The sequence below is a fragment of the Paracoccus spongiarum genome (assembly GCF_030732095.1).
Lineage (GTDB): Bacteria > Pseudomonadota > Alphaproteobacteria > Rhodobacterales > Rhodobacteraceae > Paracoccus > Paracoccus spongiarum.
Map to the genome: position 1 here is coordinate 1 of NZ_JAVAMQ010000002.1, position 25,791 is coordinate 25,791.

General features: G+C 68.9%; 22 protein-coding genes. 9 read left to right on the forward strand and 13 right to left on the reverse strand.

Annotation, left to right across the window (positions count from 1 at the left end; translation table 11 throughout):
• Positions 1-89: 89 nt before the first annotated feature.
• The 3 genes from Q5Y72_RS01995 to Q5Y72_RS20020 are packed head-to-tail and all read right to left on the reverse strand — an operon-like array spanning position 90 to position 1,460.
• Entirely contained in the window at positions 90-254 is a 165-nt protein-coding gene (locus tag Q5Y72_RS01995) for a YdcH family protein (RefSeq protein ID WP_305961747.1), read from the reverse strand.
• A gap of 59 nt (positions 255-313) precedes the next feature.
• Positions 314-1,072 (reverse strand): tRNA1(Val) (adenine(37)-N6)-methyltransferase, encoded by a 759-nt coding sequence (locus Q5Y72_RS02000; protein ID WP_305961748.1) that lies wholly within the window; start codon positions 1,070-1,072, stop codon positions 314-316.
• On the reverse strand, positions 1,065-1,460 hold the full coding sequence (locus Q5Y72_RS20020) for a putative signal transducing protein (RefSeq protein WP_504222729.1): 396 nt from the start codon (positions 1,458-1,460) through the stop codon (positions 1,065-1,067). Before Q5Y72_RS20020 ends, Q5Y72_RS02000 begins: the two co-directional genes overlap by 8 nt.
• Here Q5Y72_RS20020 and Q5Y72_RS02010 point away from each other — a divergent pair.
• The gene (locus Q5Y72_RS02010; protein WP_305961750.1) at positions 1,350-2,351 is read left to right on the forward strand and encodes a polyprenyl synthetase family protein; all 1,002 of its coding nucleotides are present in this window, start codon (positions 1,350-1,352) and stop codon (positions 2,349-2,351) included. The genes Q5Y72_RS20020 and Q5Y72_RS02010 overlap by 111 nt on opposite strands.
• Positions 2,352-2,453: 102 nt before the next feature.
• Here Q5Y72_RS02010 and amtB read toward each other — a convergent pair whose 3' ends face one another.
• Positions 2,454-3,809: an ammonium transporter AmtB gene (gene amtB / locus Q5Y72_RS02015; protein WP_305961751.1), complete on the reverse strand. Its 1,356-nt coding sequence runs from the start codon at positions 3,807-3,809 to the stop codon at positions 2,454-2,456.
• A 313-nt stretch (positions 3,810-4,122) separates the two neighbouring features.
• On the opposite strand from amtB, the gene Q5Y72_RS02020 reads away from it, so the two are divergent.
• The 3 genes from Q5Y72_RS02020 (at position 4,123) to Q5Y72_RS02030 (ending at position 10,127) form a co-directional block, all read left to right on the forward strand.
• A complete protein-coding gene (locus Q5Y72_RS02020) occupies positions 4,123-5,508 on the forward strand; it encodes an ammonium transporter (protein ID WP_305961752.1) in 1,386 nt (461 codons plus the stop codon).
• A gap of 192 nt (positions 5,509-5,700) precedes the next feature.
• Entirely contained in the window at positions 5,701-8,004 is a 2,304-nt protein-coding gene (locus tag Q5Y72_RS02025) for a transglycosylase domain-containing protein (RefSeq protein ID WP_305961754.1), read from the forward strand.
• 197 nt (positions 8,005-8,201) lie between these two features.
• Positions 8,202-10,127 (forward strand): calcium-binding protein, encoded by a 1,926-nt coding sequence (locus tag Q5Y72_RS02030; protein ID WP_305961755.1) that lies wholly within the window; start codon positions 8,202-8,204, stop codon positions 10,125-10,127.
• A 41-nt stretch (positions 10,128-10,168) separates the two neighbouring features.
• Here the strand turns inward: Q5Y72_RS02030 and Q5Y72_RS02035 are convergent, their stop codons facing one another.
• Together Q5Y72_RS02035 and Q5Y72_RS02040 are read right to left on the reverse strand one after the other, a co-directional pair.
• Positions 10,169-10,807, reverse strand: coding sequence for an MlaC/ttg2D family ABC transporter substrate-binding protein (locus tag Q5Y72_RS02035; protein WP_305961756.1), 639 nt, complete (start codon positions 10,805-10,807; stop codon positions 10,169-10,171).
• On the reverse strand, positions 10,767-11,576 hold the full coding sequence (locus tag Q5Y72_RS02040) for an MlaA family lipoprotein (RefSeq protein ID WP_305961757.1): 810 nt from the start codon (positions 11,574-11,576) through the stop codon (positions 10,767-10,769). Before Q5Y72_RS02040 ends, Q5Y72_RS02035 begins: the two co-directional genes overlap by 41 nt.
• Positions 11,577-11,730: 154 nt before the next feature.
• On the opposite strand from Q5Y72_RS02040, the gene Q5Y72_RS02045 reads away from it, so the two are divergent.
• The 3 genes from Q5Y72_RS02045 to Q5Y72_RS02055 all read left to right on the forward strand — a co-directional run bounded on the left by Q5Y72_RS02045 (position 11,731) and on the right by Q5Y72_RS02055 (position 16,574).
• Positions 11,731-13,482, forward strand: coding sequence for a type I secretion system permease/ATPase (locus Q5Y72_RS02045; protein ID WP_305961758.1), 1,752 nt, complete (start codon positions 11,731-11,733; stop codon positions 13,480-13,482).
• Positions 13,483-13,889: 407 nt separating this feature from the next.
• A complete protein-coding gene (locus Q5Y72_RS02050) occupies positions 13,890-15,197 on the forward strand; it encodes an HlyD family type I secretion periplasmic adaptor subunit (protein WP_371930744.1) in 1,308 nt (435 codons plus the stop codon).
• 63 nt (positions 15,198-15,260) lie between these two features.
• Positions 15,261-16,574 (forward strand): short-chain fatty acid transporter, encoded by a 1,314-nt coding sequence (locus Q5Y72_RS02055; RefSeq protein ID WP_305961759.1) that lies wholly within the window; start codon positions 15,261-15,263, stop codon positions 16,572-16,574.
• Between the two features lie 13 nt (positions 16,575-16,587).
• Here the strand turns inward: Q5Y72_RS02055 and rnr are convergent, their stop codons facing one another.
• Genes rnr through Q5Y72_RS02075 form a run of 4 tightly spaced genes read right to left on the reverse strand, consistent with a single transcriptional unit; the run spans position 16,588 to position 21,220 of the window.
• Positions 16,588-18,849 carry a ribonuclease R gene (gene rnr / locus Q5Y72_RS02060; RefSeq protein ID WP_305961760.1) on the reverse strand — a complete coding sequence of 754 codons (2,262 nt, stop codon included), beginning with the start codon at positions 18,847-18,849 and terminating at the stop codon, positions 16,588-16,590.
• Between the two features lie 44 nt (positions 18,850-18,893).
• A complete protein-coding gene (locus tag Q5Y72_RS02065; RefSeq protein WP_305961761.1) occupies positions 18,894-19,310 on the reverse strand; it encodes a GNAT family N-acetyltransferase in 417 nt (138 codons plus the stop codon).
• Between the two features lie 7 nt (positions 19,311-19,317).
• Positions 19,318-20,454, reverse strand: a complete 1,137-nt coding sequence (dapE, locus tag Q5Y72_RS02070; protein WP_305961762.1) for a succinyl-diaminopimelate desuccinylase — start codon at positions 20,452-20,454, stop codon at positions 19,318-19,320.
• 1 nt (position 20,455) lies between these two features.
• A complete protein-coding gene (locus Q5Y72_RS02075; RefSeq protein ID WP_305961763.1) occupies positions 20,456-21,220 on the reverse strand; it encodes a sulfite exporter TauE/SafE family protein in 765 nt (254 codons plus the stop codon).
• Between the two features lie 138 nt (positions 21,221-21,358).
• Here Q5Y72_RS02075 and Q5Y72_RS02080 point away from each other — a divergent pair, with 138 nt between their 5' ends.
• Positions 21,359-22,987, forward strand: a complete 1,629-nt coding sequence (locus tag Q5Y72_RS02080; RefSeq protein ID WP_371930737.1) for an acyl-CoA dehydrogenase family protein — start codon at positions 21,359-21,361, stop codon at positions 22,985-22,987.
• A 77-nt stretch (positions 22,988-23,064) separates the two neighbouring features.
• The gene (locus tag Q5Y72_RS02085) at positions 23,065-23,547 is read left to right on the forward strand and encodes an META domain-containing protein (protein WP_305961765.1); all 483 of its coding nucleotides are present in this window, start codon (positions 23,065-23,067) and stop codon (positions 23,545-23,547) included.
• 3 nt (positions 23,548-23,550) lie between these two features.
• Here Q5Y72_RS02085 and recO read toward each other — a convergent pair whose 3' ends face one another.
• The 3 genes from recO to rarD all read right to left on the reverse strand — a co-directional run bounded on the left by recO (position 23,551) and on the right by rarD (position 25,743).
• On the reverse strand, positions 23,551-24,285 hold the full coding sequence (gene recO / locus Q5Y72_RS02090; protein WP_305961766.1) for a DNA repair protein RecO: 735 nt from the start codon (positions 24,283-24,285) through the stop codon (positions 23,551-23,553).
• Positions 24,286-24,294: 9 nt separating this feature from the next.
• Complete coding sequence (locus Q5Y72_RS02095; protein ID WP_305962071.1) at positions 24,295-24,732, reverse strand: VOC family protein; 438 nt, start codon at positions 24,730-24,732, stop codon at positions 24,295-24,297.
• 69 nt (positions 24,733-24,801) lie between these two features.
• Positions 24,802-25,743 (reverse strand): EamA family transporter RarD, encoded by a 942-nt coding sequence (gene rarD, locus Q5Y72_RS02100; protein WP_305961767.1) that lies wholly within the window; start codon positions 25,741-25,743, stop codon positions 24,802-24,804.
• Between the last annotated feature and the right edge of the window lie 48 nt (positions 25,744-25,791).

A 25,791-nucleotide genomic window follows, 5' to 3' on the forward strand; every position in this document is an offset into this window, starting at 1 on the left:
GTCTGACCGACAAACCCGACCACCGGAAACAACAAGGCCCGCGCGATCTGCGCGGGCCTTTCTCGTCCGGCGTGCCGCCTGGCGGCGGATCAGTGGGACAATCGAGTGATTTCTTCCTTGAGGCGAAGTTTCTCGCGTTTCATGCGGGTGATCTCGTGATCACTGGACCCTGGACTTTTCTGTGCCCTTTCAACGGCTTCGGAAAGTGTCCGGTGCTTCTTGCGCAGCTCCTCGACATGGGAAGTAACCGACATCGCGTCCTCCTCTGTGGTTGTGTCCAACGTAGGGATTGCACCACAGCTTTTCGATTCTGTCACGAGACTTTCGCAAACAGCGCCGTGATCGGCCGGCCATCGCGCAGCACCGCCTGCGCGGCCGGGCTTAGGTCGTCGCCGTCGCGCAGATGGGCGGGCCCCTCATGCAGGACCAGCGGCGCCAGCAGGCGCAGCGGCGACCGGCTGCCCTTCTGCGCGACCAGCAGGACACGGCCCGCATCGCGCCCCGCCCGCGCCGCCAGCGGCAGGATCACGACGCCGCCGGCGCGTCCCGACAGCGCCGCCAGCAACCCGTCCAGCCGGTCGACGCGCTGGATCACCGTCAGCGCCCCACCCGGCCGCAACCGGCGCAACCCGGCATCCATCCACAGGGCCAGCGAGGTGGCTTCCCGCCGCGCGGCGGCGCGCCCGGCATCGGGCGCCGCCGTGCCGCCCAGGAAGAAGGGCGGATTGGCGATCACATGGTCAAAGCTGGCCTTGCGCAACAGGGCGGGCGGATCGGCCAGATCGCCGGTCAGCACCGTCAGCGCAATGCCGTTCGCAGCCGCATTCGCACGGGCGAGATCGGCATAGTCCGGCTGCCGCTCGATCCCGACCAGGCGCAGGCCGGGCACCCGCCAGCCGAGGCAGAGGCTGGCGACCCCTGCCCCGCAGCCCAGTTCCAGCACCGCCTGGCCGGGCATGGCGGCGCAGGCGGCGGCCAGCATCACCGCATCGGCGCCCGCGCGATAGCCGCGCCGCGGCTGCACGATGCGCAGCCTGCCGCCGAGAAAGCCGTCCTGGCGCGTCTCAGTCATCCAGCCGATGATCGCGCAGGATGGCGCGGGCCATGAATTCGTCCCGATCCGCGACCATGATCCGGCGCGGCAGGATGCCGATCGATCCCTCGAGCACGCTCATGTGCTGGTCCATCTCGAAGGCGGGGATCCCCTCGGATGCCAGCAGGTCGACGACCCGCGACAGCCGGACGGGATCGGTGCTGCGCAGAAGCTCTTTCATGGCCGGGACGTTAGGGGGTGGTTGCGAATTTGTCGATGCCGTGGCAATGCGTTGGGCCAGAAACGGGGTGTGGACATGGGTGTGACGGAAAACGTCCAGAAACCGCTGGACCGGATGGCTGCCAGCCTCGCGGCCGAGATGGCAGCGGTCAACGATCTGATCCGGCAGCGCATGTCCAGCCGTCACGCGCCGCGCATCCCCGAGGTGACGGCGCATCTGATCGAGGCCGGGGGCAAGCGCCTGCGGCCGATGCTGACCCTGGCCGCGGCGCGGCTGTGCGGCTATGACGGCCCCCATCATATCCACCTGGCAGCGACGGTCGAGTTCATCCACACGGCCACGCTGCTGCATGACGACGTGGTGGATGAAAGCCGCCAGCGGCGCGGGCGTCCGACGGCGAACCTGCTGTGGGACAACAAGTCCAGCGTGCTGGTCGGCGATTACCTGTTCGCCCGCAGCTTCCAGCTGATGGTCGAGCCGGGCAACCTGCGCACGCTGGAGATCCTGTCGAATGCCAGCGCCACCATCGCCGAGGGCGAGGTGCTGCAACTGACCGCGGCGCAGGACCTTGCAACGGACGAATCGGTCTATCTGCAGGTGGTGCGCGGCAAGACGGCCGCGCTGTTCGCCGCCGCGACCGAGGTTGGCGGGGTGATCGCCGGCGCACCCGAGGCGCAGGTGCGGGCACTGCATGATTATGGCGACGCGCTGGGCATCGCCTTCCAGATCGTCGATGACATCCTCGATTACGGCGGCGCGACGCAGACGATCGGCAAGAATGTCGGTGACGATTTCCGCGAATGCAAGCTGACCCTGCCGGTCATCAAGGCGGTGGCCCGGGCCGACGCGGCCGAGCGTGCATTCTGGACGCGCACCATCGAGCGCGCCGACCAGCGCGAGGATGACCTGGCACAGGCGCTTCACCTGCTGGCGCGTCACGGGGCGCTGGCCGATGCGCGGGCGGATGCGCTGGCCTGGGCCGCGCGGGCGCGCACGGCGCTGGCCACGCTGCCCGAGGATCCGCTGCGTGGCATGCTGGCCGACCTGGCCGATTTCGTCGTCAGCCGCGTGGCCTGAGGCACCGCCCCTCGCCCGCCCCGGACTCGCCCGCGACCGATGCCGGAAGGGCGGGCCGCGACCGCGACCCGCCCCTCTCCGGGAAGAGACCCGCTGTGCCGGCTACTTTGCCTGCACGAAGTCCGGATAGGCTTCCATCCCCATCTCGGTGATGTCCAGCCCGCTGATCTCGGCCTCGCGGTCCACGCGAACGCCGGTCGTCGCCTTGAGGATCGTCCAGATCACGAAGCTGACGACGAAGGTGAAGGCGCCGATGGCGGCAACGCCGATGGCCTGCGTGACATAGCTGGTGTCGGGGTTGGTCGCCGGCACGATCAGCGTCCCCCAGATCCCCGCGACCAGATGGACAGGGATCGCGCCCACCACGTCGTCGATCTTCAGCCGGTCCAGGATCGGCACCGCCAGCACCGCGATCGCCCCGCCGATGCCGCCGATCAGCACGGAGGCGAAGATCGAGGGGGTCAGCGGCTCGGCGGTGATCGAGACCAGCCCGGCCAGCGCGCCGTTCAGCACCATCGTCAGGTCGATCTTGCCGAAGGCAAGCTGCGTGGTGAGGATCGCCGCGATGGCCCCGGCCGAGGCCGCCATGTTGGTGTTCACGAAGATCCGGCTGACATCGGCGGCATCATTCACCGACCCGATGGCCAGCTGCGAGGCACCGTTGAAGCCGAACCAGCCCAGCCACAGGATGAACGTGCCCAGCGTCGCAAGCGCCAGGTTGCTGCCCGGCATCGGCTGCATCCGCCCGTCCGGGCGATACTTGCCATAGCGCGCGCCCAGCACGATGGCCCCGGCCAGCGCCGCGAAGCCGCCGGTGGCGTGAACCAGCGTCGAGCCCGCGAAATCCGAGAAGCCCATTTCCGACAGGAACCCGCCGCCCCACTGCCAGCTGGCCTCGATGGGATAGATCAGCCCGGTGAGGATCACCGTGAAGATCATGAACGGCCACAGCTTGACCCGCTCGGCCAGGGTGCCCGAGACGATCGAGGCGGTAGTGGCGCAGAACATCAGCTGGAAGAAGAAGTCCGATCCGGCCGAATAGCCCGCCGTCACGTCACCCGCCCCTGCCGGATCCAGCGATTTCGGGCTGAACAGCTGTCCGATGACGCCGTTCACCGTCCAGCCGTCGCCGGGATACATCAGGTTGTAGCCGATCAGCCAGTACATGATGCCCGCGATCGCGAACAGCGAGACATTCTTGAACAGCTGCGTGGTGACGTTCTTGGATCGCACCAGCCCGGCTTCCAGCATCGCAAAGCCGGCGGCCATCCACATGACCAGGAAGCCGCCGATCAGGAACAGCAGCGTATTGAAGATGAACACCACATCCGCGCTGACCGCCTCGACGGCGGCCGCGGCCACTTCGGCGGTTTCGGGGGTGGCGGCCGCGTCCTGCGCGGCGGCGGGCAACGCGGCAAGCGCAAGCGCCGCGACCAGTCCGGAGAGTTTCTGTTTCATCAGTCCTCGCTGTCTTCGTGCTTCGGGGCGACCGCGAGCCGGGCCGCGACTGATCCTTTGATCCCCAGAACGACCGGCGCTGCACAAGCCGTGGGCGGCGGCGGGCGAAGCGGAAACAGGTTTCGCCCGAAAAACCGGCATACGGACGGCGGATTGTCTGTTTTGCGGGCAAAAGCGGCCCGATTGTCACTTCCTGCTCGGCCAAAGCCGCCTGCCGCTTGTGCAGGGCCGGGCAAACTGCGGAAGACGGCAGCGGGTGCAGGGCGCCGGTCCGAACCGACCCGAAGGCCCCGCAGATACGAGGTGACAGCCGATGAAACGAATGACTCCCCTCCTTGTCGCCGCCAGCGCGCTGATGGCGCTGCCGGCACTGGCCCAGGATGCCGCGGCCCCGGTTCCGGACAAGGGCGACACGACCTGGATGCTGATCTCGGCGATCCTGGTGATCCTGATGACCCTGCCCGGCCTTGCGCTGTTCTATGGCGGGCTGGTGCGCGGCAAGAACGTGCTGTCGGTGCTGATGCAGGTGCTGACGGTGTTCTGCGTCATGGTGCTGCTGTGGGTCGCCTTCGGCTATTCGCTGGCCTTCACCGGCGCGGGCGATGCCGCCAGCGCGGGGCCGCTGACGCCCTATGTCGGCGGGCTGTCCAAGATGTTCCTTGCCGGGGTCGGCACCGATGCCGTCGTCGAGACCTTCTCGGCCGGCGTGGTCATCCCCGAACTCAGCTTCGTGATCTTCCAGATGGCCTTCGCCTGCATCGCCGCGGCGCTGATCGTCGGCGCCACCGCAGAACGGATCAAGTTTCCCGCGATCCTGATGTTCACGGTGATCTGGTTCTTCCTGTCCTACCTGCCGATGGCCCACATGGTCTGGTGGTGGGGCGGCCCCAGCGCCTATGACGCGCCTTCGGGCCTGCTGTTCGGGCATGGCGCGCTGGATTTCGCGGGCGGCACCGTGATCCACATCAACGCGGGCGTGGCCGGGCTGGTCGCGGCCCTGGTCGCCGGTCCCCGGCTGGGCTATCGCAAGGAGCTTCTGGCTCCGCACAACCTGACCTTCACGCTGATCGGCGGATGCCTGCTGTGGGTCGGCTGGTTCGGCTTCAACGCCGGCTCGAACCTCGAATCGAACGGCGTGGCGGCGCTGGCGATGATCAACACCGCCGCCGCAACCGCCGCCGCAACCCTCGCCTGGAGCTTTGGCGAGTGGATGTGGCGCGGCCATCCCAGCCTGCTGGGCGCCATTTCGGGCGCGATCGCGGGGCTGGTGGGCGTGACGCCGGCGGCGGGCTTCGTGGGCCCCGTGGGCGCCATCGCCATCGGCCTGATCGCGGGCCTCGCCTGCATGTATGTCGTGGTCGGGCTGAAATCGCGGATGGGGGTCGACGACACGCTGGACGTGTTCGGCATCCACGGCGTCGGCGGCATCATCGGCGCGATCCTGACCGGTGTCTTTGCCGCGCCCGCGCTGGGCGGGTCGGGCGTGTTCGACTATGCCGCCGGCAGCGTCGCGGCCTTCGACATGGGCGCGCAGGTCTATGCCCAGACGCTGGGCGTCGTGATCGCCGTGATCTGGTCGGGCGCAGTCTCCTTCGTGGCCATCCATGTCGTCAAGGCGCTGATCGGGCTGCGCGTGCCGGAAAGCGAGGAACGCCAGGGCCTCGACGTCACCACCCACGGCGAAAACGCCTACAACTAGTCGGCTTGCCGCAACGCGCCGCCCGGCGGGGCGGCATGTCGGGGCCCGGTGATCGCACCGGGCCCGGTCGCATCCTCGCCGATCGCGCATCACGGATTGGTCAGGTCAATTCCCCCCCGGCCATTCTTGCTGTATGCTGGCGCACAATCTGGCCGGCAGAACCGGCCCGGCAGACACGCAGGCACCCAAGGCATGAAAAGACCCACCGGCACCCCGAAGCGCACGGGCCGCAGCCCCGTTGCCGAAAAGCGCACGACCCAGCCCCCCGCAGAAACGGCCAAGGGCGGCGTCCGGCGCCACGGCGCCAAGCCTGCTCGGCGCGGCAATCCGGTGATGCGCGCGATTGCCGGCGCGGTCGGCCTCGTCTGGCGGATCGTCTGGGGCTCGGCCTGGCGGCTGGCGATGGTGTTCCTGCTGATCCTCGGCGCGGCGACCGCCTATTACTACAGCGGCCTGCCCGAGCCCGAGGACCTGTTCGACGCCCGCGCCCGCGGCAGCGTCACCATGCTGGACCACGAGGGCAGGGTCTTTGCCTGGCGCGGCGAGACCTTCGGGACCGTCACCAGCGACAAGATCGCCCCGGTCCTGCGCGAGGCGGTGATCGCCACCGAGGACCGCCGATTCTATGGTCATCTGGGCATCAGCCCGCGCGGCATCGCCAGCGCGGTGCGGATCAACATGGCCGAGGGGCGCGGCCCGCTCGAGGGCAATGGCGGATCGACCATCACCCAGCAGGTCGCCAAGCTGCTGTGCCTCGGCGACAGCTTCGACCCGATCCGCTGGAAGAACGAGGCCGAATTCGAGGCCGACTGCCGCGTGGGAAGCATCTGGCGCAAGGTCAAGGAGGTGCCCTTCGCCTTCGCGCTTGAGGCCAAGTATTCCAAGGACGACATCCTCAACATCTACATGAACCGGTCCTATCTGGGCGCCGGGGCGCGTGGCTTCGAGGCCGCCAGCCAGCGTTACTTCAACAAGCCCGCCGCCGAGGTGACCCCCGCCGAGGCCGCGATGCTGGCCGGGCTGCTGAAGGCACCCAGCTATTTCGCGCCGACCGCCAACCTGCAGCGCAGCCAGGACCGCGCGAACCTGATCCTGGGGCTGATGGCCGAGCAGGGCTATCTGACCGACAGCGAGGTGGCCGAGGCCAAGGCACAGCCCGCGCGTCTGTCGCAGGCCGCGGCGGCGCGGGCCGGCGGCTATTTCGCCGACTGGGTGATGGAGGCCGGACCCGGCTTCCTGACCAGCGAGACCACCGAGGACGTGACCATCAAGACGACCTTCGACCAGCGCATCCAGCGCGCCGCCGAACGCGCGCTGCAGCGGGTGTTCGACGAGAAGGTCAAGGACGGCAGCAAGGCCGAGGCCGCCGTCGTGGTGATGTCCGCCGACGGCGCCGTGCGCGCGATGATCGGCGGCCGCGACACCACCGTGAACGGTGCCTTCAACCGCGCCATCCAGGCCAAGCGGCAGACCGGCTCCAGCTTCAAGCCCTTCGTCTATGCGGCCGCGCTCGAGGCCGGGCACTCGCCCTCGGACATCGTGCGCGACGGCCCGCTCAGCATCCGCATCCCCGGCGGCCGCCCCTGGTCGCCGCAGAACTACACGCGCCGCTTCTATGGCGACGTGACGCTGACCAATGCGCTGAAACAGTCGCTCAACACCGCCACAATCCGCCTGCAGGAGGCGGTCGGCCGGGACGCCGTGCGCCAGATCGCGCATGATTTCGGCATTGTCAGCAACCTGACGACCAGCCCCTCTCTGGGCCTCGGCGCGTCCGAGGCGACGCTGCTGGAACTGACCGGCGCCTATGCGGGCATCCGCAACGGCGGCACGTCGGTCGCGCCCTATGGCCTGGTCGAGCTGAACATCAAGGGCGACGAGCAGCCGCTGATGGGCCAGATGGGCGGCATGGGCGAACGGGTCATCAGCCAGCGTGCGGCCGGGCAGCTGATCTACATGATGCAGCAGGTGATCGATTCGGGCACCGGCACCCGCGCCAAGCTGGGCTCGCGCCCGGCGGCGGGCAAGACGGGCACCACCAGCAGCTATCGTGACGCGTGGTTCGTCGGCTTCACCGAACAATACGTCACCGGCGTCTGGATGGGCTATGATGACAACACGCCGCTGCAGGGGGTGACCGGCGGCGGCCTGCCGGCCGAGATCTGGCAGGCGGTGATGACCGAAATCCATGACGGCCTGCCGGAACTGCCTCTCTCGACCGTCTCGCCCGATGGCAGCGGCATCATCATGTCCAGCGGCGAGGGCACGCCGCGGGTCGTCACATCGGGCTCGGCCGACGATCCGCTGGCGGCGGCCTTGGCCGGGGTCATGGACGGCGTCGCCAACCAGCGCCGCGCCGAGGCCGAGGGCGGCCGCGTCATCACCGCGCCCACCGAGATGCAGGGTACCGCGCCGCAGACACCTGCCAGCAGCAATTCGGCCAGTTCCGACGATGCGCTCAGCCGGGCGCTGAACGGCATCCTCGGCGGCAACTGAGCTGCTGGCCCCGCGTTAACCGGTTTTCGCAGGCCACTCGACGCAAGCCCTTGTGAAACCTGCCCGAAAGGGCAGGTTTTTTCCTGCGCTTCGGCCTTGCGCACCGTCGGACCCACAAACGATAAGTACAGGCATGACCGGCGCATCACGGTGGCGCGACGGTCCTGTGTCACGATTTCCCGGTTTGAGAGGTTCCCATGCCGCAGCTTGTCTCGCTCGATTTTCCCGCGACCCTTGATCTGTCAGAGGGCGCTGCCGCATTTACTGTTTCGGCCACCGCTGCCGACCCCGACGGGATACTACAGGTCGTGGTTTTCTATGACCGCGACATAACCTACAGCAATAGAACCGGCCCGAGTGAGAGTTGGGTGATCTACAACTTCATGGGCCTGTATGGGATCTACGACAGTTGGTCCGATGACGCTGCGGAGCAGAGTTTTTACTTCAACCCCGCCAATCGTGCCGGCAAGATCGACATCACCCGCATCTGGGTCGAGGACCTGTCAGGCGAGCGCCGGGTCTATGAGCACGCCGAATTGCGCGAGTTGGATTTTCAGACCTCCTTCGTGATCGAGGGTTCGCCGCCCCCCGTCTTCGACACCTACGCCACCCTCTCGGTGCCTGATGTCGTCACCCTGCGCGAGGGGCAAAGCCTTGATGTCGCGCTGACCTTCCTGGGCCTGACCTCGCATTACGCGAACTATACCTACAGCTTTACCAGCCAGGGCGGCACCGCCAGCGCGGCCGATATCGGCACGGCCAATGGCAGCGGCTCGATCTGGATCTCCAGCACCGCACCGACCAGCGAGCGCCGCAACATCCCGATTTCGGCCAGCCGCGACGGCGTGCAGGAGGACACCGAGACCGCCTATCTGGTCGTGAACCTCAGCGGCACCGCCGGCCGTTTCGAGGATGGCGGCAGCATGAAGGTGATCGAGGTCCGCATCCTCGACGACAACCTGACGGTCGGAACCGCGGGCGATGATGTCCTTCACGGAACCAGCATCGGCGAGACTCTGGAGGGCGGATCTGGCCACGACATCTACCACGTCACCGCCGGCGATCGGGTGGCCGAAGGCGCCGGCGCCGGCACGGATACCGTCCAGGCCGCGGTCGACTGGCGGCTCGATCCGAATGTCGAGCACCTCACGCTGACGGGCTTTGGCAATGTCGACGGCATCGGCAACCAGCTTCACAACCGCATCACCGGAAACGCCGGCGCAAACATCCTGGGTGGCGGGGCCGGCGACGACACGCTGCGCGGCGAGGCGGGCAATGACCGGCTGCTGGGCCATGCCGGCACCGACTGGCTCTATGGTGGCCGAGGCCATGACAGCCTGACGGGCGGCGAAGGCAATGACCGCCTGTATGGCGAGGCCGACAATGACACCCTGTCGGGCGAGGCGGGCAATGACCGGCTGGAGGACCTGCTGGGCAGCAACCGCCTCGGCGGCGGGATCGGCGACGACACGCTGATCGCGGGAACGGGCGCCGACTGGCTGTCGGGCGGGGACGGGCGCGACAGCCTGCGGGCGGGGGCGGGCAACGACCAGCTGCGCGGCGAGACCGGCAACGACCTGCTGCGCGGCGAGGCCGGCCATGACAGGCTGCTGGGCCATGCCGGCATCGACTGGCTGTATGGCGGCAGCGGCCAGGACAGCCTGTCCGGCGGCGAGGGCAACGACCGCCTCTATGGCGAGGGCGACAACGACCGGCTGGCGGGCGAGGCCGGCAATGACACGCTGCTTGGCGGGGCCGGGCGCGACCGGCTGATCGGCGATGCCGGAGCCGACCATCTGTTCGGCGGCGCCGACCGGCAGCGGGACGTGTTCGTGTTCCGCGTCCTCGAGGACAGCCGGCCCGGCGCCGGGCGCGACCGGGTGCAGGATTTCGTCAGCGGCATCGACCGGATCGACCTCGGCGCGCTGGACGCAGACGCGCTTGCGCCCCGTAACCAGGCCTTCGACTTCGCCGGCAGTTCGGCCAGCGCCCATTCGGTATGGACCGTGACACGCGGCGACAACCTGCTGGTGCGCGCCGATCACGACGGCGATGCCCGCGCGGATCTCGAGATCCAGATCACCGGCATCTCGCGCCTGACCGAGGGCGATTTCGTGCTGTGACGCCCCGCCCTTCCGCGCGGACGGAAGGGCGGCCCGGCGCCTCAGCCGGCGCGTTGCAGGTCGGCGGTCAGGGCCGCCACGTCGCCCTTGCGGCGGGCCAGCATGGCTGCCATCTCGGCCCGTTCGCTGGCCAGCATGTTCACGCCCTCGATGATGAGGTTGAAGAAGCTCACCCGGCCCGACCGGTCCGAGACATGCCATTCGACCTTCATCGGCGCCCGTCCGCTGAGATAGGCGACCGAGTCCACCACGACATAGCTTTTCACCGCGCGGGCGCCGCCGACCTCGATGCGCCCGCCCACGAATTCGCGAAAGCGCTTGCCGTATTTGCGGCCGATATAGCCCTGGAAGGCGGCCTTGTAGCTGGCGAACTGCGCCGCGCTGACCTGCCGCGCGGCGGGTCCCAGGACGGTGCGCGCGACCACGTCCACATCGCCATACCGCGCCAGGATGGCCTCGAACTGGCGATACATCGCGGCCGGTGCCTGGCCGCTGTTGATGACCGCATAGACATCATCCACGGCGCGCTGGATAAACGCCTGCGCCTGGGCCCCGCCAAGGGCCAGCGCCGGACGCATCGCGACAAGGCCCGCGCCGCCCGCGATCAGCGCCAGCACGGCGCGCCGGCCGATCCGGGGGTCAGGGCGCGACGGGTCCGGTTTCGGCGACCGGGGCGCCATAGGGGTCGTCATAAGGGTCAAATCCTGCGTCCTCTTCTCCGACATCGTAGCGGCGGTGCATCAGATAGATCAGCCGCGTCTGGGCATAGCTGTCTGCACTATCCTGCAGAACGCTGTCCACCGTATCCCCGAAACGCGCCCGCTCACCGGCTTTTGAGCCGATGCGCAGACCCAGGGCCAGCATGCGCTCGCGGCGGTCGAGGACCTGCCCGAGGGGGTCGATCAGCACATCGACCACCTTGCCAGCGGTGTCGCGCGCCGTCGATGGCCCGAGCAGGGGCAGTTCCACATAGGCACCCTCGGGCAGGCCCCAGACTGCCAGCGTCTGGCCGAAATCGGTGTCGGTCTCGGTCAGGCCGAAATCGCTGCCGGCCGGATCGAACATGCCGGCGATGCCGAGGGTCGAGTTGATGGCGAGGCGGAACATGTTGCGCGCGGCGGGCCCGGGCTGGCCCTGCAGCAGGCTGTTCACGATCTTGCCGGGCAGCGACAGGTTCGCGCCCATGTTGATGACCAGATCGACGGGCCTCGGCTGCCCGGCCTCGCCCGGCGCCGTGGGCCCGTCGTCGCGTCCCGCCACCAGCCGGGCGACCGGCCCGATGACCTGCGCGTCCAGCGCCTTGTTGAAGGCGTGGACGCGGCGATTCTGCGCCTCGAAGGGGTCGTTGATGGTGATGCCGTCCTGCAGGACCGGCCGCGCGGCGCATCCGGCCAGCAGCAGCGTCAGGATCAGGGCCGTCAGGGGCGCGGAACGGGGCTTGGGGCGCAAAGTATTTCCTAACCTTTTGGGCGTAAGGCAACAGAAGGCCTTGCAGGTGCTGACAGTCGGCGTTCAAAGGGCAATAATGGTCCGGGCGGGACGCGGCAAGCCCGGTGACGGATGACCTGCGCGCGCAGGGATCAGAAGCGAGGACGGCACGGCTATGGGCAAGGCGCCATTTCAACAGGATGGCAGCCGCGAGCTGCGAGAGGCGCGTGCGGCGGGGTTTTCGCTGTTCGTCGCGGTGGGGCTGTTCTCGGCGGTGGTGAACCTGCTGATGCTGACCGGGCCGCTGTTCATGCTGCAGGTCTATGACCGCGTCCTCGGATCGCAATCCAGCGAGACCCTGGCCGCGCTGTTCGTGCTTGTGGTCTTCCTGTTCCTGCTGATGGGGGTGGTCGATCTGGCCCGCAACCGGATCACCCAGCGCCTTGCCGCGCGGTTCCAGGACCGCATGGAGGGGCGGGTGTTCACCGCCGCGCTGCGCGAGGGCGCGATCAGCGGCGACGAATCCGCAGCCGCGGCCAGCGGCATGCGCGATCTGGACGCGGTCCAGCGGTTCATCGGCTCGCCGGTCCTGCTGGCGATGTTCGACATGCCCTGGGCGCCGATCTTCCTGGCCGCCGTCTTCATCTTCCACCCGTTCCTCGGCGTCGTCGCGACCGCGGGCGGCACGATCCTGGTGGTCGCCACGATCGCCAACCGCTGGCTGACACGGCGGCCGTTGCAGCAATCGGCGATCTCGGCGACGCAGGCGCAGCGGATGGCCGATCTCTATCGCGACGAGGGCGAGGTGATCGGCGCCCTCGGCATGCGCAGCGCGACCTTTTCGCGCTGGCACCGGGCGCGGGCCGACGCGCAGGACAGCGCCGTGCGCGGTGCCGATGTGGCAGCGGGCTTCACGGTCTTCTCGCGCAGCTTCCGGCTGTTCCTGCAAAGCGCGATGCTGGCCGCGGGCGCCTGGCTGGTCCTGCGGCAGGAACTGACGCCGGGCGCGATGATCGCCAGTTCGATCATGATGGGCCGCGCGCTGGCGCCGGTGGAACAGCTGGTCGGTGGCTGGGCGATGGTGCAGGCAGCGCAGGATGGCTGGGACCGGCTGGCCCGGCTTCTGTCGCGGCAACCGCCCGAAAAGCCGCGCACGCCCCTGCCCCGACCCGAGGCGCGCATCGACGTGCGCCAGCTGTCGGTCGCGCCGCCGGGTCAGGGCATCGCCACGCTGCGCGGCGTCAGCTTTTCGGTCGGTCCCGGCCAGGCGCTGGGCGTGATCGGCCCCTCGGGCGCAGGCAAGACCACGCTGGCCCGGGCGCTGATCGGCGCCTGGCCGGTCGGCGCGGGCTCGATCCGGCTGGGCGGAGCGACGCTGGACCAGTTCGATCCCGATGTGCTGGGCGCGCTGATCGGCTATCTTCCGCAGCAGGTGACGCTGTTCGATGGCAGCATCGCCGACAACATCGCCCGGCTTGCACCCGACCCCGACCCCGACCGCGTGGTGCGTGCCGCCAAGGCGGCGGCGGCGCATCAGATGATCCTCGACCTGCCGCAGGGCTATGACACGCGCATCAGCCAGACGGCGGGCCGGCTGTCGGGCGGGCAGATCCAGCGCATCGGCCTTGCCCGCGCCCTCTATCCCGACCCGGCGCTGCTGGTGCTGGACGAGCCGAACTCCAACCTCGACAATCAGGGCTCCGAGGCGCTGAACGCGGCAATCCGGCGCGTCAAGGCGCAGGGCGGCGCGGTGGTCATCATGGCGCACCGCCCCGCGGCGATCAACGAATGCGAATTGCTGCTGGTGATGGAGCAGGGCGTGCGCCGCGCCTTCGGCCCGCGTGACCAGGTGCTGAAGGAGATGGTCCAGAACTCGGCCCAGATCATGAAGGCGCAGGAAACCGGCCAAAGCGGAGGCGTGACATGAGCGAGGACGACCGCAAGCCGTCGCCGGGCCCCAATGACGGCGCAACGCCGGGCCAGCCCGCCCCGATGCCGGGCGGTCCTGACGCGGCGACGCCGCGCCCGCACGGGGAAGACCCGCAGCTAGCCCCCGCGGCGCAGCAGGACCCGCCCGGCACCGCGCGCCCCGATGCCGCGTCCGGCCAGACTGCTGCGCCGGCGCCCGGTCCGTCGCCGCAGGACAGGATGCGCCTTGGTGATCCGGTGACGGGCCAGGTGTCGCAGTCGCAACGGCCGGCCGCCCCTGCGCGGCCCGATGCGCCGCCCGCCGGCGCGCCCGCCGGCGCCGGACAGGGGCGCATCATCCACCGCCGCCCCGCCGCGCCCTCCGCGCCCGTGCCGCCGCCCGCGCCACCGCCTCCGCCACGGCCGATCGCCGCGCCGGATGCCGACCGATGGCCCGTGCGGGGCCCGTTGTGGACCGGGATCATCGGCATCCTCGTGCTGTTCGGCGGCTTCGGCCTCTGGGCATGGCAAAGCCGGATCGCTGGCGCCGTGGTCGCGCCCGGCCAGGTCGAGGTCGAGCAGCAGCGCCAGGTCGTCCAGCACCCCGATGGCGGCGTGGTCGCGCGAATCGCGGTCACCGAGGGCGAAGCGGTCGAGGCCGGGCAGCTTCTGATCGCGCTGGACGGCACGCTGCTGTCGACTGAACTCGCCATCGTCGAGGGCCAGTATTTCGAGATCCTCGCCCGGCGCGGCCGGCTGGAGGCCGAGCGCGCCGACGCCGAGGCGCCCGCCTTTCCGTCACAGCTGACCGAGGCCGCCGCCACCAACCCCGAGTTGAAGGCGGTGATCGACGGGCAGGCCAGCCTGTTCGAGACCCGCCGCAACACCATCCGCCAGTCGCTGGAACAGCTGCAGAAGCAGTCCGAACAGGTCAGCGCGCAGGTCGATGGCATCGACGCCCAGATCAAGGCCCTTGGTCGCCAGCGCGAACTCATCGGCGAAGAACTCGAGGACCAGAGAAGCCTGCTGTCGCGCGGCCTCGCCCAGTCCTCGCGCGTGCTGGCGCTGGAACGCGAGGCGGTGCGCCTCGACGGACAACTGGGCGAATTGCAGGCCAGCCGCGCGGCGGCCGAGACGCGCCAGACCGAACTGGACATCCAGCGGCTGCGCCTCGGCGCCGAGCGTCGCGAGGAGGCCGAGACCGAGCTGCGCGACCTTGGCTATCGCGAACTGGAACTGGCCGAACGGCGGCGCAGCCTGATCGAGCAGGTCGACCGCCTCGACATCCGCGCCCCGGTCGCGGGCGTCGTCTACAACCTCCAGGTGACCACGCCGCGGTCGGTGATCCGGCCTGCCGACCCGCTGCTGTTCATCATCCCGCAGGATCGCCCGCTGGTGATCGGCGCGCGGCTTGCCACGATCAACGTCGACGAGGTCAGCATCGGCCAGCCGGTGGTGCTGCGCTTTTCCTCGTTCTCGTCGCGCACCACGCCCGAGATCGACGGCCGGCTGGAGCGGATCTCGGCGGATGCGCTGACCGACGAGGCGACGCGGATGCCCTATTACCGGGCCGAGGTGACGATTCCGCCCGACGAGCTGGACAAGCTGGGCGCGCTGGCCCTGATCCCCGGCATGCCGGTCGAGGTCTACATCCAGACCGGCGAGCGCAGCCCGATGGCCTATCTGGTGAAACCGCTGAGCGACTACTTCAACCGGGCCTTCCGCGAGAACTGAGGCGCGCGGCTTGCAACTGGCCGCCCGCTGCCCCACCCTGCCGCCCAAAAGCGGAGGAACCCCATGCTGAGAATCCTGTCCCGACCCGCCACGCGGCTGATGGAAAACTGGCTGCCCGATGCGTTCATCTTCGTGATCGTGCTGACCCTCGTGGCGGCGATCGCGGCGCTGGTGACGCAGGACGTGACGCCGATGGCGCTGATCGGGATGTGGGGCGACGGCTTCTGGGCGCTGCTGCAATTCGCGATGCAGATGCTTCTGGTGCTGGTCAGCGGCTTCATCCTCGCCAGCTCGCCACCGGTGCGGCGCATCCTGGAACGGCTGGCCCGTCTGGCCAATTCGCGCGGCGGCGCCATCGTGCTGGTCACGCTGGTGTCGCTGGCGGCCAGCTGGATCAACTGGGGCTTCGGACTGGTCGTCGGCGCGATCTTCGCCAAGGAACTGGCACGCCAGATCCGGGTGGACTACCGGCTGCTGGTCGCCTCGGCCTATTCGGGCTTCGTGATCTGGCATGGCGGGCTGTCGGGCTCGATCCCGCTGACCATCGCGACCGAGGGGCATTTCACCCAGGACGTGATCGGCGTCATCCCGACCGGCCAGACGATCTTCTCGGTCTGGAACCTCGTCATCGTCGCGGCCGTCGTGGTCGTGCTGCCGATCGCGAACCGGCTGATGTTGCCGCTGGACTCCGAACAGGTGCTGGTCGATCCGGCCCGCCTGTCGGGCGATCGCGGCCTGCCGCCGCTGTCGCCCCACGCCACCCCGGCCGAGCGGCTGGAAGCCAGCCCGATCCTGATGTGGGCGATCGGCGTGCCGGGTCTGGTCTGGCTTGCCAGCTATTTTGCGGGCGGCGGCGGGATCAACCTGAACGTCGTGAACTTCCTGTTCCTGTTTCTGGGCATCCTGTGTCACGGCACGCCGCGCAGCCTGCTGGCCTCGCTGGACGAGGCGGTGCGCGGCGGCGCCGGCATCGTGATCCAGTTCCCCTTCTATGCCGGGATCATGGCGATCATGACCGACAGCGGCCTTGCGGCCAGCCTGTCGCAGTGGTTCGTGTCGATCTCGACCGCCGAGACCCTGCCCTTCTGGAGCTTCATCAGCGCGGGCATCGTCAACATCTTCGTGCCCTCGGGCGGCGGACAATGGGCGGTTCAGGCGCCGGTGATGCTGCCCGCGGCCGAGGCGCTGGGCGCCGACATACCCCGCGTCGTGATGGGGGTGGCCTGGGGCGATGCCTGGACCAACCTGCTGCAGCCCTTCTGGGCGCTGCCGATGCTGGGCATCGCCGGCCTGAAGCCGCGTGACATCATGGGCTTCTGCGTGGTGCTGCTGGCGATCACCGGGGTGCTGATCGGCGGCCTTCTGCTGCTGCTGTGATGGCGGCTGCGGGCTAGCGCTTGCGCCGCCGCCTGGCGGCTCGCTTGATCTCGGCCAGCCGCGACTTGGTCGAGACCCGGCGCGGCCCGCGCCCCGGCTTGCCCTTCTGCGGGCCGCGCGGCAGCGGCCGCCCCTCAAGCTCCAGCAGTTCCAGCGTCAGCCCGCCGGTCATCGGGATCGCCTCGGCCAGTCTCACGGTCACACGCTGGCCGATGCCGATCTCGAGGCCGGTATCGGCGCCGATCAGCATCTGCGCGTCCTGGTCATAGTGAAAATACTCGCGCCCCAGATCGCGGATCGGCAACAGCCCGTCGGCGCCGGTCTCGTCCAGCTTGACGAAGGCCCCGAACCGCTGGATGCCGCTGATCCTGCCGGTCATCTCGCTGCCCACGCGGTCGGCGAGATAGGCCGCCAGATAGCGGTCGGTCGTGTCGCGCTCGGCGGCCATGCTGCGCCGCTCGGTCTCGCTGATATGGGTCGCGGTCTCGGACAGACGTTCGATGTCGTGTTCCGACAGCCCGTCGGGCCTGCCGCCGCGCCCGCCGCCCCAGCCATGCCCCGAGATCAGCGCCCGATGCACGATCAGGTCCGAATAGCGCCGGATCGGCGAGGTGAAATGGGCATAGGATTTCAGCGCCAGCCCGAAATGGCCGTAATTCTCGGGGTGGTAATAGGCCTGCGTCATCGAGCGCAGGGTCGAGATGTTGATCAGCTCGTCGAAATCGGTGCCCTCGGACTGCGCCAGAAGCCGGTTGAGATGGCTGGTATGCAGAACCTGCCCCTTGGCGAGGGTGAACCCCGACGCCTGCGCCACCTCGCGCAGCGCATCCATCTTGTCGAGGCTGGGTTCCTCGTGGACGCGGAACAGCAGGGGTCGCTGGCGGCGGGTCAGTTCCTCGGCGGCGGCGACATTGGCCAGCACCATGAACTCCTCGATCAGCCGGTGAGCGTCGAAGCGTTCGCGGAAATTGACGGACCGCACGCGGCCGTCCGCGGTCAGTTCGATGCGCCGTTCGGGCAGGTCCAGATCCAGCGGCTGGCGGCGGGCGCGCGCCTCCTTCAACAGGCCATAGGCGTGCCACAGCGGCTTGATGGCCGCATCCAGCAGCGGCGCGGTCGCCGGGTCGGGGTTGCCGTCGGCGGCGGCCTGGGCCTGTTCATAGGCAAGGCTCGCGCGGCTCAGCATCATCGCGCGGTGAAAGCTGTGGCCGGTCTTGTTGCCCTGCGCATCAAGGCGCATCCGCACGGCGATCACCGCCCGATCCACGCCCTCGTGCAGCGAGCAGAGATCGGCCGACAGTGCCTCGGGCAACATCGGCACAACGCGGTCGGGGAAATAGGTGGAATTGCCGCGCAGCCACGCCTCGCGGTCCAGCGCGCTGCCGGGCCGAACGTAATGGGCGACGTCGGCGATGGCGACCCAGATGGTCGCGCCGCCATCCGCCTCGACCCGGGCCGCGACGGCGTCGTCGCGGTCGCGGGCATCGGCCGGGTCGATGGTGATCAGCGGCAAGTCGCGCAGATCCTCGCGCCCGGCCATGCCCGCGGGCGTCTGGGCCTCGGCTTCGGCGATCACCTCGGCGGGAAAGTCGTCGGGAATGCCGTGCTGGTGAATGGCGATCAGGCTGACCGCGCGGGGCGCTGTCGGATCGCCCAGCCGCTCGGTGATCCGCGCCATCGGCAGTCCCATCCGGCCCTTGGGGCCGATCTGTTCGGCCTGCACCAGCTCGCCGTTGCGGGCGCCCTGCGTGGCATCCGGGCGGACCCGCCATTCGCGGTCCTGGCCCTTGTCGATGGGGGTGATGCGGCCGCCCTCGGCCTCCTTGCGGAAGATCCCCGTGATCCGGTTCGGGCTGGCGGTGACGCGCCGCATCAGCCGGGCCTGGTAATGGTGATCCTCGCCCTGGACCTCGACCAGGCGCGCCAGGAACCGCTCGCCCCGGCCCAGGGCGGGGTCGCTGTCGCGCGGCACATAGAGAATGCGCGGCGGCGCGCCCTCGCCCGGCCATTCCAGCGGCCGCGCGAACAGATCGCCCGAGCCGTCTGGCGCCAGCAATTCCAGGATGGTGACCGGCGGCAGGCTTCCGGCATCCATGTAATGCCGGCGGCGGCGCGACAGATGGCCCTCGGCCTCAAGCTCTTTCAGAAGGCGCTTCAGTTCGATGCGTTCGGCGCCCTTGATGCCGAAGGCCTTGGCGATGTCGCGCTTGGAATTGGCGTCGGGATGTTCGGCGACCCATTCCAGGATCTGCTGCTTGCTGGGGATCTGGCTCATCGGGTCGTGCCTGTCATTGAGGGGCCGCGGCGCGGGGCCGCGCGTCACAACGCGCGTATCATGTCCTGATGGGGAATGCCCGCATCGTCATAGACCGGACCCTGCGCCTCGAAGCCGAGCTTGCGATAGAAGCCCATCGCGCCGACCTGCGCCCCCAGACGGGCATGGGTGATGCCCGAGCGCGAGCGCAGCACATCCATCGCCGCACGGATCAGCACGCTGCCCAGCCCGGTGCCGCGCGCCTCGGGCAGGACGCAGACCCGGCCGATCTTGCCGGTGCTGCCCAGCAGCAGGATCCGCGCGGTGCCGACCGGCGCGCCGTCCTGCCACGCCAGCAGGTGAATCGCCTGATCGTCGCGGTCGTCCCACTCGTCCGCCTCGGCGATGCCCTGTTCGTCGATGAACACCGCCCGGCGCAGCGCACGGCAGGCGTCGATATCGTCGGTCAGTTCGATCCTCATGCGGGCCTCATGTAAAGTATTCCTCGAGGATACTGCGGTATATCCCTGTCAGCGCGTGGATTTCATCGACCGGCACCCGCTCGTCCACCTGATGCATGAACCGCCCCACCAGCCCGAATTCGACCACCGGGCAGTGATCCTTGACGAAGCGCGCATCCGAGGTGCCGCCCGATGTCGACAGCACCGGCACCCGGCCCGTCGCCTTGGCCACCACATCGCGCACCAGATCCACGAAGGGTCCGGGCCGGGTCAGAAACGCCTCACCCGAGATGTCGGCCTGCACCTCGATCGTCACGCCCGTCTGCGCGGCAAGGTCCTGCGCGGCGGCGGTCAGCCTGCGCGTCAGCGCGGCGCCGTCATGCAGGTCGTTGAAGCGGATGTTGACCACCGCCGTCGCGCGTTCGGGGATCACGTTCGAGGCCGGGTTGCCGCAATCGATGCTGGTGATCTGCACGCCCGAAGGATCGAAATGCGCCGTCCCCTCGTCCAGCGGCGCGGCGATCAGCCCTGCCAGATAGCGTGTCAGCGCGTGCAGCGGGTTGCGGGCGCGATGCGGATAGGCGGCATGGCCCTGCACCCCGGTCGCGGTGATGCGGAAGGTTGCCGATCCGCGCCGGCCGATCTTCATCATCTCGCCCATCACCTCGGGGTTCGAGGGCTCGCCGACGATGCAGACATCCATCCGCTCGCCCTCGGCGGCCATCCAGTCGAGGATCGCGCGGGTGCCGTCCCGCGATGGCCCCTCCTCGTCGCCGGTGATGGTCAGGATCACCGCGCCATCCGGCGGTGTGTCGGTGACGAAGCCGATCGCCGCCGCCACGAATGCCGCCACGCCCGATTTCATGTCGGTCGCGCCGCGGCCCCAGATCACACCATCCGCGACATGGCCCGAGAAGGGCGGGTGGCGCCAGGAGGCCGGATCGCCGGGCGGCACCACATCGGTATGGCCGTTGAAGCCAAAGCTGCGCGCGCCCTTCGCGCCCCAGCGGGCGAACAGGTTCGCGGTCTCGCCCCGGTCGACGCGATGCACCTCGAAGCCCGCCTCGCGCAGCAACCCGGCCAGCAGCACCAGCGCGCCCCCTTCCTCGGGCGTGACGGAGGGGCATCGGATCAGGCGGGCGGTCAGGTCGGCGGGGTCGATCATGTCAGGTCCAGAATTCAAGCGCGCGGCGCACGAGGTTCAGCCCCGTGGCGACCAGCAACAGCAGGGTCCAGCGGCGAAACTGCACCACATCGAGGCGGTCCTGCAAGGCAAAGCCGGCCATCATCCCCGCAACGGCCGGCACGCACAGCGCCAGCGACATTGGCAGCGTCTGCGCGTTCAGCACGCCCGACAGCAGATGCGCGACCGTCAGCACGACCGCGCCCATCAGGAACACCACCCCCTGCACGCGCACCTGTTCGCGCTTGTCCACCCCAAGCGACAGCAGCAGCACGATCAGCGGCGGCCCCCAGATGCCCGAGATGCCGCCGTAGAGCCCGCCGATCACGCCGCTGCCGATCTCGGCCCTGCGGCGATGATGGATCGGCAGCGCCAGCGAACGCCCCGACAGCTGCCACAGCGCAAACAGCACGATCGGCACCCCCAGCAGCGCATACATCACGCCCTGCGGGATCGCGGTCGCGAAGCCCGCCGAGACGCAGATGAACACCAGCACCGTCCTGATATGCCACCGGAACGCGCGGACCGAGCCCGCGGCCTCGCGCGGGCCTTGCCGGAAGGCCTGCTGCACATTGGTCAGCAACGTGGGCAGGATCAGCGCGGCCAGCGCCGTGGTGGCCGGCAGGATCGAGCCGAAGGCGGACAGCATGATCATCGGCATGGCAAAGCCCACCGCGCCCTTCACGAAGCCCGCGAAGGCGGTGATGGCCATCGCGGCCCAGAATTGCCAGGCGTCCAGTCCGAACATCGCCGAGACGCTAGACCGGCAAGGCGGGATTGGAAATGGCGGAAATTCGGGCAGGCCCATGCGACATTTTCGGTCGCAAGTGGCCGTCTTTGCGCATTATAGTTGCGCTGCACATGCGAAGGCTTTAGCTGTGCTGCAATGCCGAAAGGGGTCGATTCGATGAAAGACATGCCGCAAGACACCGCCGCCGTCCTGTCCGAGCTTGAGGACCTGCAATCGCGGGCGACCGACGCGCTGCGCGGCCTCGTCGCCCCCTTGGGCAAGGTCGAGGCCGAGGCGCTGGAGACGCATCAGCACGCGGCCCATGCGCTGTCCTGGCTGGCCACCTATGTCGAGGCGCTGAAGCAGCTGTCGGCATGGTCGGGTCGCGTCACCGGCGAGATCGAGGCGCTGATCGCGCAGATCGGCCTGGGCGAGTATCTGACCCAGATCGCCGGCGGCATCATGATGAGCCAGAACGAATTCGCCCGGCTGTCCGATCTGGGCGTCGCCTGGCAGCCCTCGGAGGCAGCGCGGGCGCTGATGGCGGGCAACACCGCCGAGGCCCGCGCCCGGCTGGCCCGGCTGATCGCCGAGGCGCGGGGCAGCGCGACCTTTGGAAAGTCGGGGCTGGACGAGGATCTGGAAATGATCCGCGACCAGTTCCGCCGCTGGGCGGACGACAAGGTGGTGCCCTTCGCGCATGACTGGCACCTCAGGGATGAACTCATCCCCATCGAGATCATCGAGGAACTGGCCGGGCTGGGCGTCTTTGGCCTGACCATCCCCGAGGAGCTTGGCGGCCTCGGCATGTCCAAGGCGGCGATGGTCGTGGTCAGCGAGGAGTTGTCGCGGGGCTATATCGGCGTGGGCAGCCTTGGCACGCGCAGCGAGATCGCGGCCGAGCTGATCCTCGGCGGCGGCACCGACGCGCAGAAGGCCCAGTGGCTGCCGCGCCTCGCCTCGGGCGAAATCCTGCCGACCGCCGTCTTCACCGAACCGAATACCGGCAGCGATCTGGGCAGCCTGCGCACCCGCGCCGTCCTTGATGGCGATGTCTGGAAGGTGACGGGCAACAAGACCTGGATCACCCATGCCGCGCGCACCCATGTGATGACGCTGCTGGCGCGCACCGATCCCGACACGACCGATTATCGCGGCTTGTCGATGTTTCTTGCCGAAAAGACCCCCGGCACCGACGCGGCACCCTTTCCGACCCCCGGCATGACCGGCGGCGAGATCGAGGTGCTGGGCTATCGCGGCATGAAGGAATACGAGCTTGGTTTCGACGGCTTCGAGGTCAGGGCCGAAAACCTGCTGGGCGGCGTCACCGGCCAGGGTTTCAAGCAGCTGATGCAGACCTTCGAATCGGCACGCATCCAGACCGCAGCCCGCGCGATCGGCGTGGCCCAGAACGCAATGGAGCTGGGCCTGCAATACGCGCTTGACCGCAAGCAGTTCGGCAAACCGCTGATCGAATTTCCGCGCGTCGCCGACAAGCTGGCGATGATGGCCGTCGAGATCATGATCGCCCGCCAGCTGACCTATTTCAGCGCCTGGGAAAAGGATCACGGCCATCGCTGCGACCTCGAGGCCGGCATGGCCAAGCTGCTGGGCGCCCGCATCGCATGGGCCTGCGCCGACAACGCGCTGCAGATCCACGGCGGCAACGGCTTCGCGCTGGAATACCAGATCAGCCGGGTGCTGTGCGATGCGCGCATCCTGAACATCTTCGAGGGCGCGGCCGAGATTCAGGCACAGGTCATCGCACGGCGTCTGTTGGGCTGAGATCCTTTCGGCTAGAGTGCTGGAACCGCGACGGAATTATCGCGTTCTGTACTGATTCGCGCTTGAAGGAGACGCCGATGCCCGCAATGAACCGCGCCCGCCTTTCCCTTGTCGGCCTCGCTGCCCTGTTGGCGCTTGCGGCCTGCCAGCCCGTTCCGCCTGCGGCAGTGACGCCGGGCGGGGAGGATCGGGGTTTCATTCCGGGCGGCAGCTATGTGCTGGTCGGCATGGACGGCGCGACCGTGCCGCTGCGCGATGTGACCCTGCTGGTCGAGGAGAAGCGGCTGTCCGGTCAGGGTCCGTGCAACTCATTCTCGGCCGCGAACAATGCGGACCTTCCGGCGGTGTCGCTGTCCCCGATCATCTCGACCAAGATGGCCTGCAAGGACCTGAAGCTCGAGAACCGGTTCCTGTCGGTGTTGCAGGCCGCGACCGCGATGGAATTCTATGGCGGTGTGCTGAAGGTCAAGTCGCCCTCGACCTGGCTGATCTTCGAGCATGGCGTTCGCGCTGGCACCGGCACGGTCTCAGCGCTTGAGCAGGCACGCGGCGTACAATAACCGTCAGTCGCCGGGCGCGGCGGCGGCGGCAAGTCTCTGAACCAGCCTGTCGCGCGCCGGCGGAAGCCGCCTGCCAACCAGTTCGGCGGCAAGGCGGCTGCCAAGGAAATGGCCGGTGATCGCCAGCCCCTCGATCACGCCCCCGCCGCGGTTGTCGCCTGCCCCGCCTAGCAGAGCCGGCAGCGGCAGCAGCCGGTCGGCCCAGTCCCCTGCGCCTTGCCGGCTGACCGCCCGGCCGCTGCGCGGGCTGACATAGACCAGCCCGTCGCGCGCGCCGGTGACGGCGCAGCGGCCAAGATCCAGACCGAAGCCCATCTCGTCCAAAAGCCGCATTTCCCACCGCAGATAGGCCGGCGGCCAGTCCGTCCCGGCCTCGATGGCGTCCAGCAGCGCCTCGGTCTCGCGGGCCAGCAGCGGGTGCGGATCGCGTTCGGGCAGCGAAAACACCAGCAGCGCGCAGATCGCGTTCAGCCCGGCCAGGGCCAGCGGATCGGCCATCAGGCCGGATCGCAGGCGCACGGGCTCGGCGCTGAAATGTCCCAGCTGATCGTCGCTTCGCGCGCGCCAGCGCAGGTCCAGCCGGGCGCCCGGCTGCAGCATCGCCGCGCGCTTGCGCGAGGCGCCGCCGGGCACCAGCCCGGCGTGGCGGCCATGTTCGGCGGTCAGCACGTCGATGATGATGGCCGTCTCGCCATGCGGACGGCGCGCGATCACCGTGCCCTCGGCCTGCCACTGCATCGCCGCCGCTCAGCCGTCGGCGGCAGGCAGCGTCAGCCCGCCATCCTGCGACAGCGGCCAGAACGGATTGGTCGCGATTTCCCATACATGCCCGTCGGGATCGGCGAAATACCCCGAATAGCCGCCCCAGAAGACCCGTCCCGGCTGCTTGAGGCAGGTTGCGCCCGCAGCCAGCGCCGCGGCAAAGACGGCATCGGTCTCGGCATCGTTGTCGCAATTCTGCGCCAGCGTGATCGCACCGGTGCCGAGGGGCGCGCCCGGCCTGCCCTGGTCGGCCGCCAGATCGTCACGCCCGAACAGCGCCAGCACCGCCCCGTTCATCTGGTAGAAGATCACCCCCTCGGCAGGGCCGGGATGCGCCACCCAGCCCCAGGCGCCGTAGAATTCGGCCGCGCGCGCGAGGTCCGCGACGCCAAGCGTGATGAGGGTGACGCGCTGCCGGGGCAAGGCCATGCCGTTCTCCTTCGGTGAGGTCGCGCGAGGCTGGCATGGTGTGGCGCAAGCGGCAAGGCCGCGCTACTGCGCGCGATGCGTTGCCTGCGCCGCCCGGCGCAGCCTGCGTCCGGCGCGCGCGGCGCGGATCATGCTGGCGGAATACAGCACCAGCGCCATCCAGATCATCGGAAAGGCGATCATCCGCGCGGTGCCCATCGGCTCGTCGAACAGCAGCACCGCGCAGAGGAAGATCATCGTCGGCGCGATGTATTGCAGGATGCCCATGGTCGACAGGCGCACCAGCTTGGCGCCATTCGCATAGAACAGCAGCGGGATTGCGGTGATCGGCCCGCAGCCCAGCAGCAGCAGCGTCTGGGCCGGCGTGCCGGACAGGAAATGCCCGCGCCCCTCCAGCCCCGTCCAGATCACGAAGGCCAGCGCCACCGGCGTCAGCAGCATCACCTCGAGCGTGAAGCCCTGGTTCGGGCCAAGCGGCAGGCTGCGCTTGCAATAGGCATAAAAGCCCCAGCTGAGCGTCAGCCCGATCGCCACGAGCGGCACCCGCCCGGCCTGCAGCGCCAGCACCACCACCGCAAGCGCGGCCAGCGCGATGGCGGCGATCTGCGCCGCGCCCAGCCGTTCCTTCAGCAGGGTCGCACCCAGGAAGATGCTGAACAGCGGATTGATGTAATAGCCAAGCGCGGCGTCAAGCGCCTGGCCATTGGCGATGGCCCAGACATAGATCAGCCAGTTGACCGAGATCAGTGCCGCCGTCAGCGCCGCCATCGCCAGCAGCCGCGGCTGGCGCAGCGCGGCCACCACATCCGCCGACCGCCGCTGCCACAGCAGCACCGCCGCCGCGATGGGCAGCGACCACAGAACGCGATGCGCGATCACCTCGGCCGGGGGCACCTCGGCCAGCGCCTTCATGTAGATCGGCAGGAAGCCCCACAGCCCATAGGCGGCCACGGCGAATGCCAGACCGCGAGGGGAATCGACCTGATCAGGACCCGTGCCGCTCATCCGGCTTGCATATGCTGCAATCGCAGGCAGCGCCAGAGGCCGAGTGCG

What these genes read in the sequence shown, in the direction of transcription:
- Q5Y72_RS01995 (WP_305961747.1), bottom strand. Translation starts at nt 254, where the DNA reads ATGTCGGTTACTTCCCATGTCGAGGAGCTGCGCAAGAAGCACCGGACA.
- Q5Y72_RS02000 (WP_305961748.1), bottom strand. Translation starts at nt 1,072, where the DNA reads ATGACTGAGACGCGCCAGGACGGCTTTCTCGGCGGCAGGCTGCGCATC.
- Q5Y72_RS02010 (WP_305961750.1), top strand. Translation starts at nt 1,350, where the DNA reads ATGGGTGTGACGGAAAACGTCCAGAAACCGCTGGACCGGATGGCTGCC.
- amtB (WP_305961751.1), bottom strand. Translation starts at nt 3,809, where the DNA reads ATGAAACAGAAACTCTCCGGACTGGTCGCGGCGCTTGCGCTTGCCGCG.
- Q5Y72_RS02020 (WP_305961752.1), top strand. Translation starts at nt 4,123, where the DNA reads ATGAAACGAATGACTCCCCTCCTTGTCGCCGCCAGCGCGCTGATGGCG.
- Q5Y72_RS02025 (WP_305961754.1), top strand. Translation starts at nt 5,701, where the DNA reads ATGAAAAGACCCACCGGCACCCCGAAGCGCACGGGCCGCAGCCCCGTT.
- Q5Y72_RS02030 (WP_305961755.1), top strand. Translation starts at nt 8,202, where the DNA reads ATGCCGCAGCTTGTCTCGCTCGATTTTCCCGCGACCCTTGATCTGTCA.
- Q5Y72_RS02035 (WP_305961756.1), bottom strand. Translation starts at nt 10,807, where the DNA reads ATGGCGCCCCGGTCGCCGAAACCGGACCCGTCGCGCCCTGACCCCCGG.
- Q5Y72_RS02045 (WP_305961758.1), top strand. Translation starts at nt 11,731, where the DNA reads ATGGGCAAGGCGCCATTTCAACAGGATGGCAGCCGCGAGCTGCGAGAG.
- Q5Y72_RS02055 (WP_305961759.1), top strand. Translation starts at nt 15,261, where the DNA reads ATGCTGAGAATCCTGTCCCGACCCGCCACGCGGCTGATGGAAAACTGG.
- rnr (WP_305961760.1), bottom strand. Translation starts at nt 18,849, where the DNA reads ATGAGCCAGATCCCCAGCAAGCAGCAGATCCTGGAATGGGTCGCCGAA.
- Q5Y72_RS02065 (WP_305961761.1), bottom strand. Translation starts at nt 19,310, where the DNA reads ATGAGGATCGAACTGACCGACGATATCGACGCCTGCCGTGCGCTGCGC.
- dapE (WP_305961762.1), bottom strand. Translation starts at nt 20,454, where the DNA reads ATGATCGACCCCGCCGACCTGACCGCCCGCCTGATCCGATGCCCCTCC.
- Q5Y72_RS02075 (WP_305961763.1), bottom strand. Translation starts at nt 21,220, where the DNA reads ATGTTCGGACTGGACGCCTGGCAATTCTGGGCCGCGATGGCCATCACC.
- Q5Y72_RS02080 (WP_371930737.1), top strand. Translation starts at nt 21,359, where the DNA reads ATGCCGAAAGGGGTCGATTCGATGAAAGACATGCCGCAAGACACCGCC.
- Q5Y72_RS02085 (WP_305961765.1), top strand. Translation starts at nt 23,065, where the DNA reads ATGCCCGCAATGAACCGCGCCCGCCTTTCCCTTGTCGGCCTCGCTGCC.
- recO (WP_305961766.1), bottom strand. Translation starts at nt 24,285, where the DNA reads ATGCAGTGGCAGGCCGAGGGCACGGTGATCGCGCGCCGTCCGCATGGC.
- rarD (WP_305961767.1), bottom strand. Translation starts at nt 25,743, where the DNA reads ATGAGCGGCACGGGTCCTGATCAGGTCGATTCCCCTCGCGGTCTGGCA.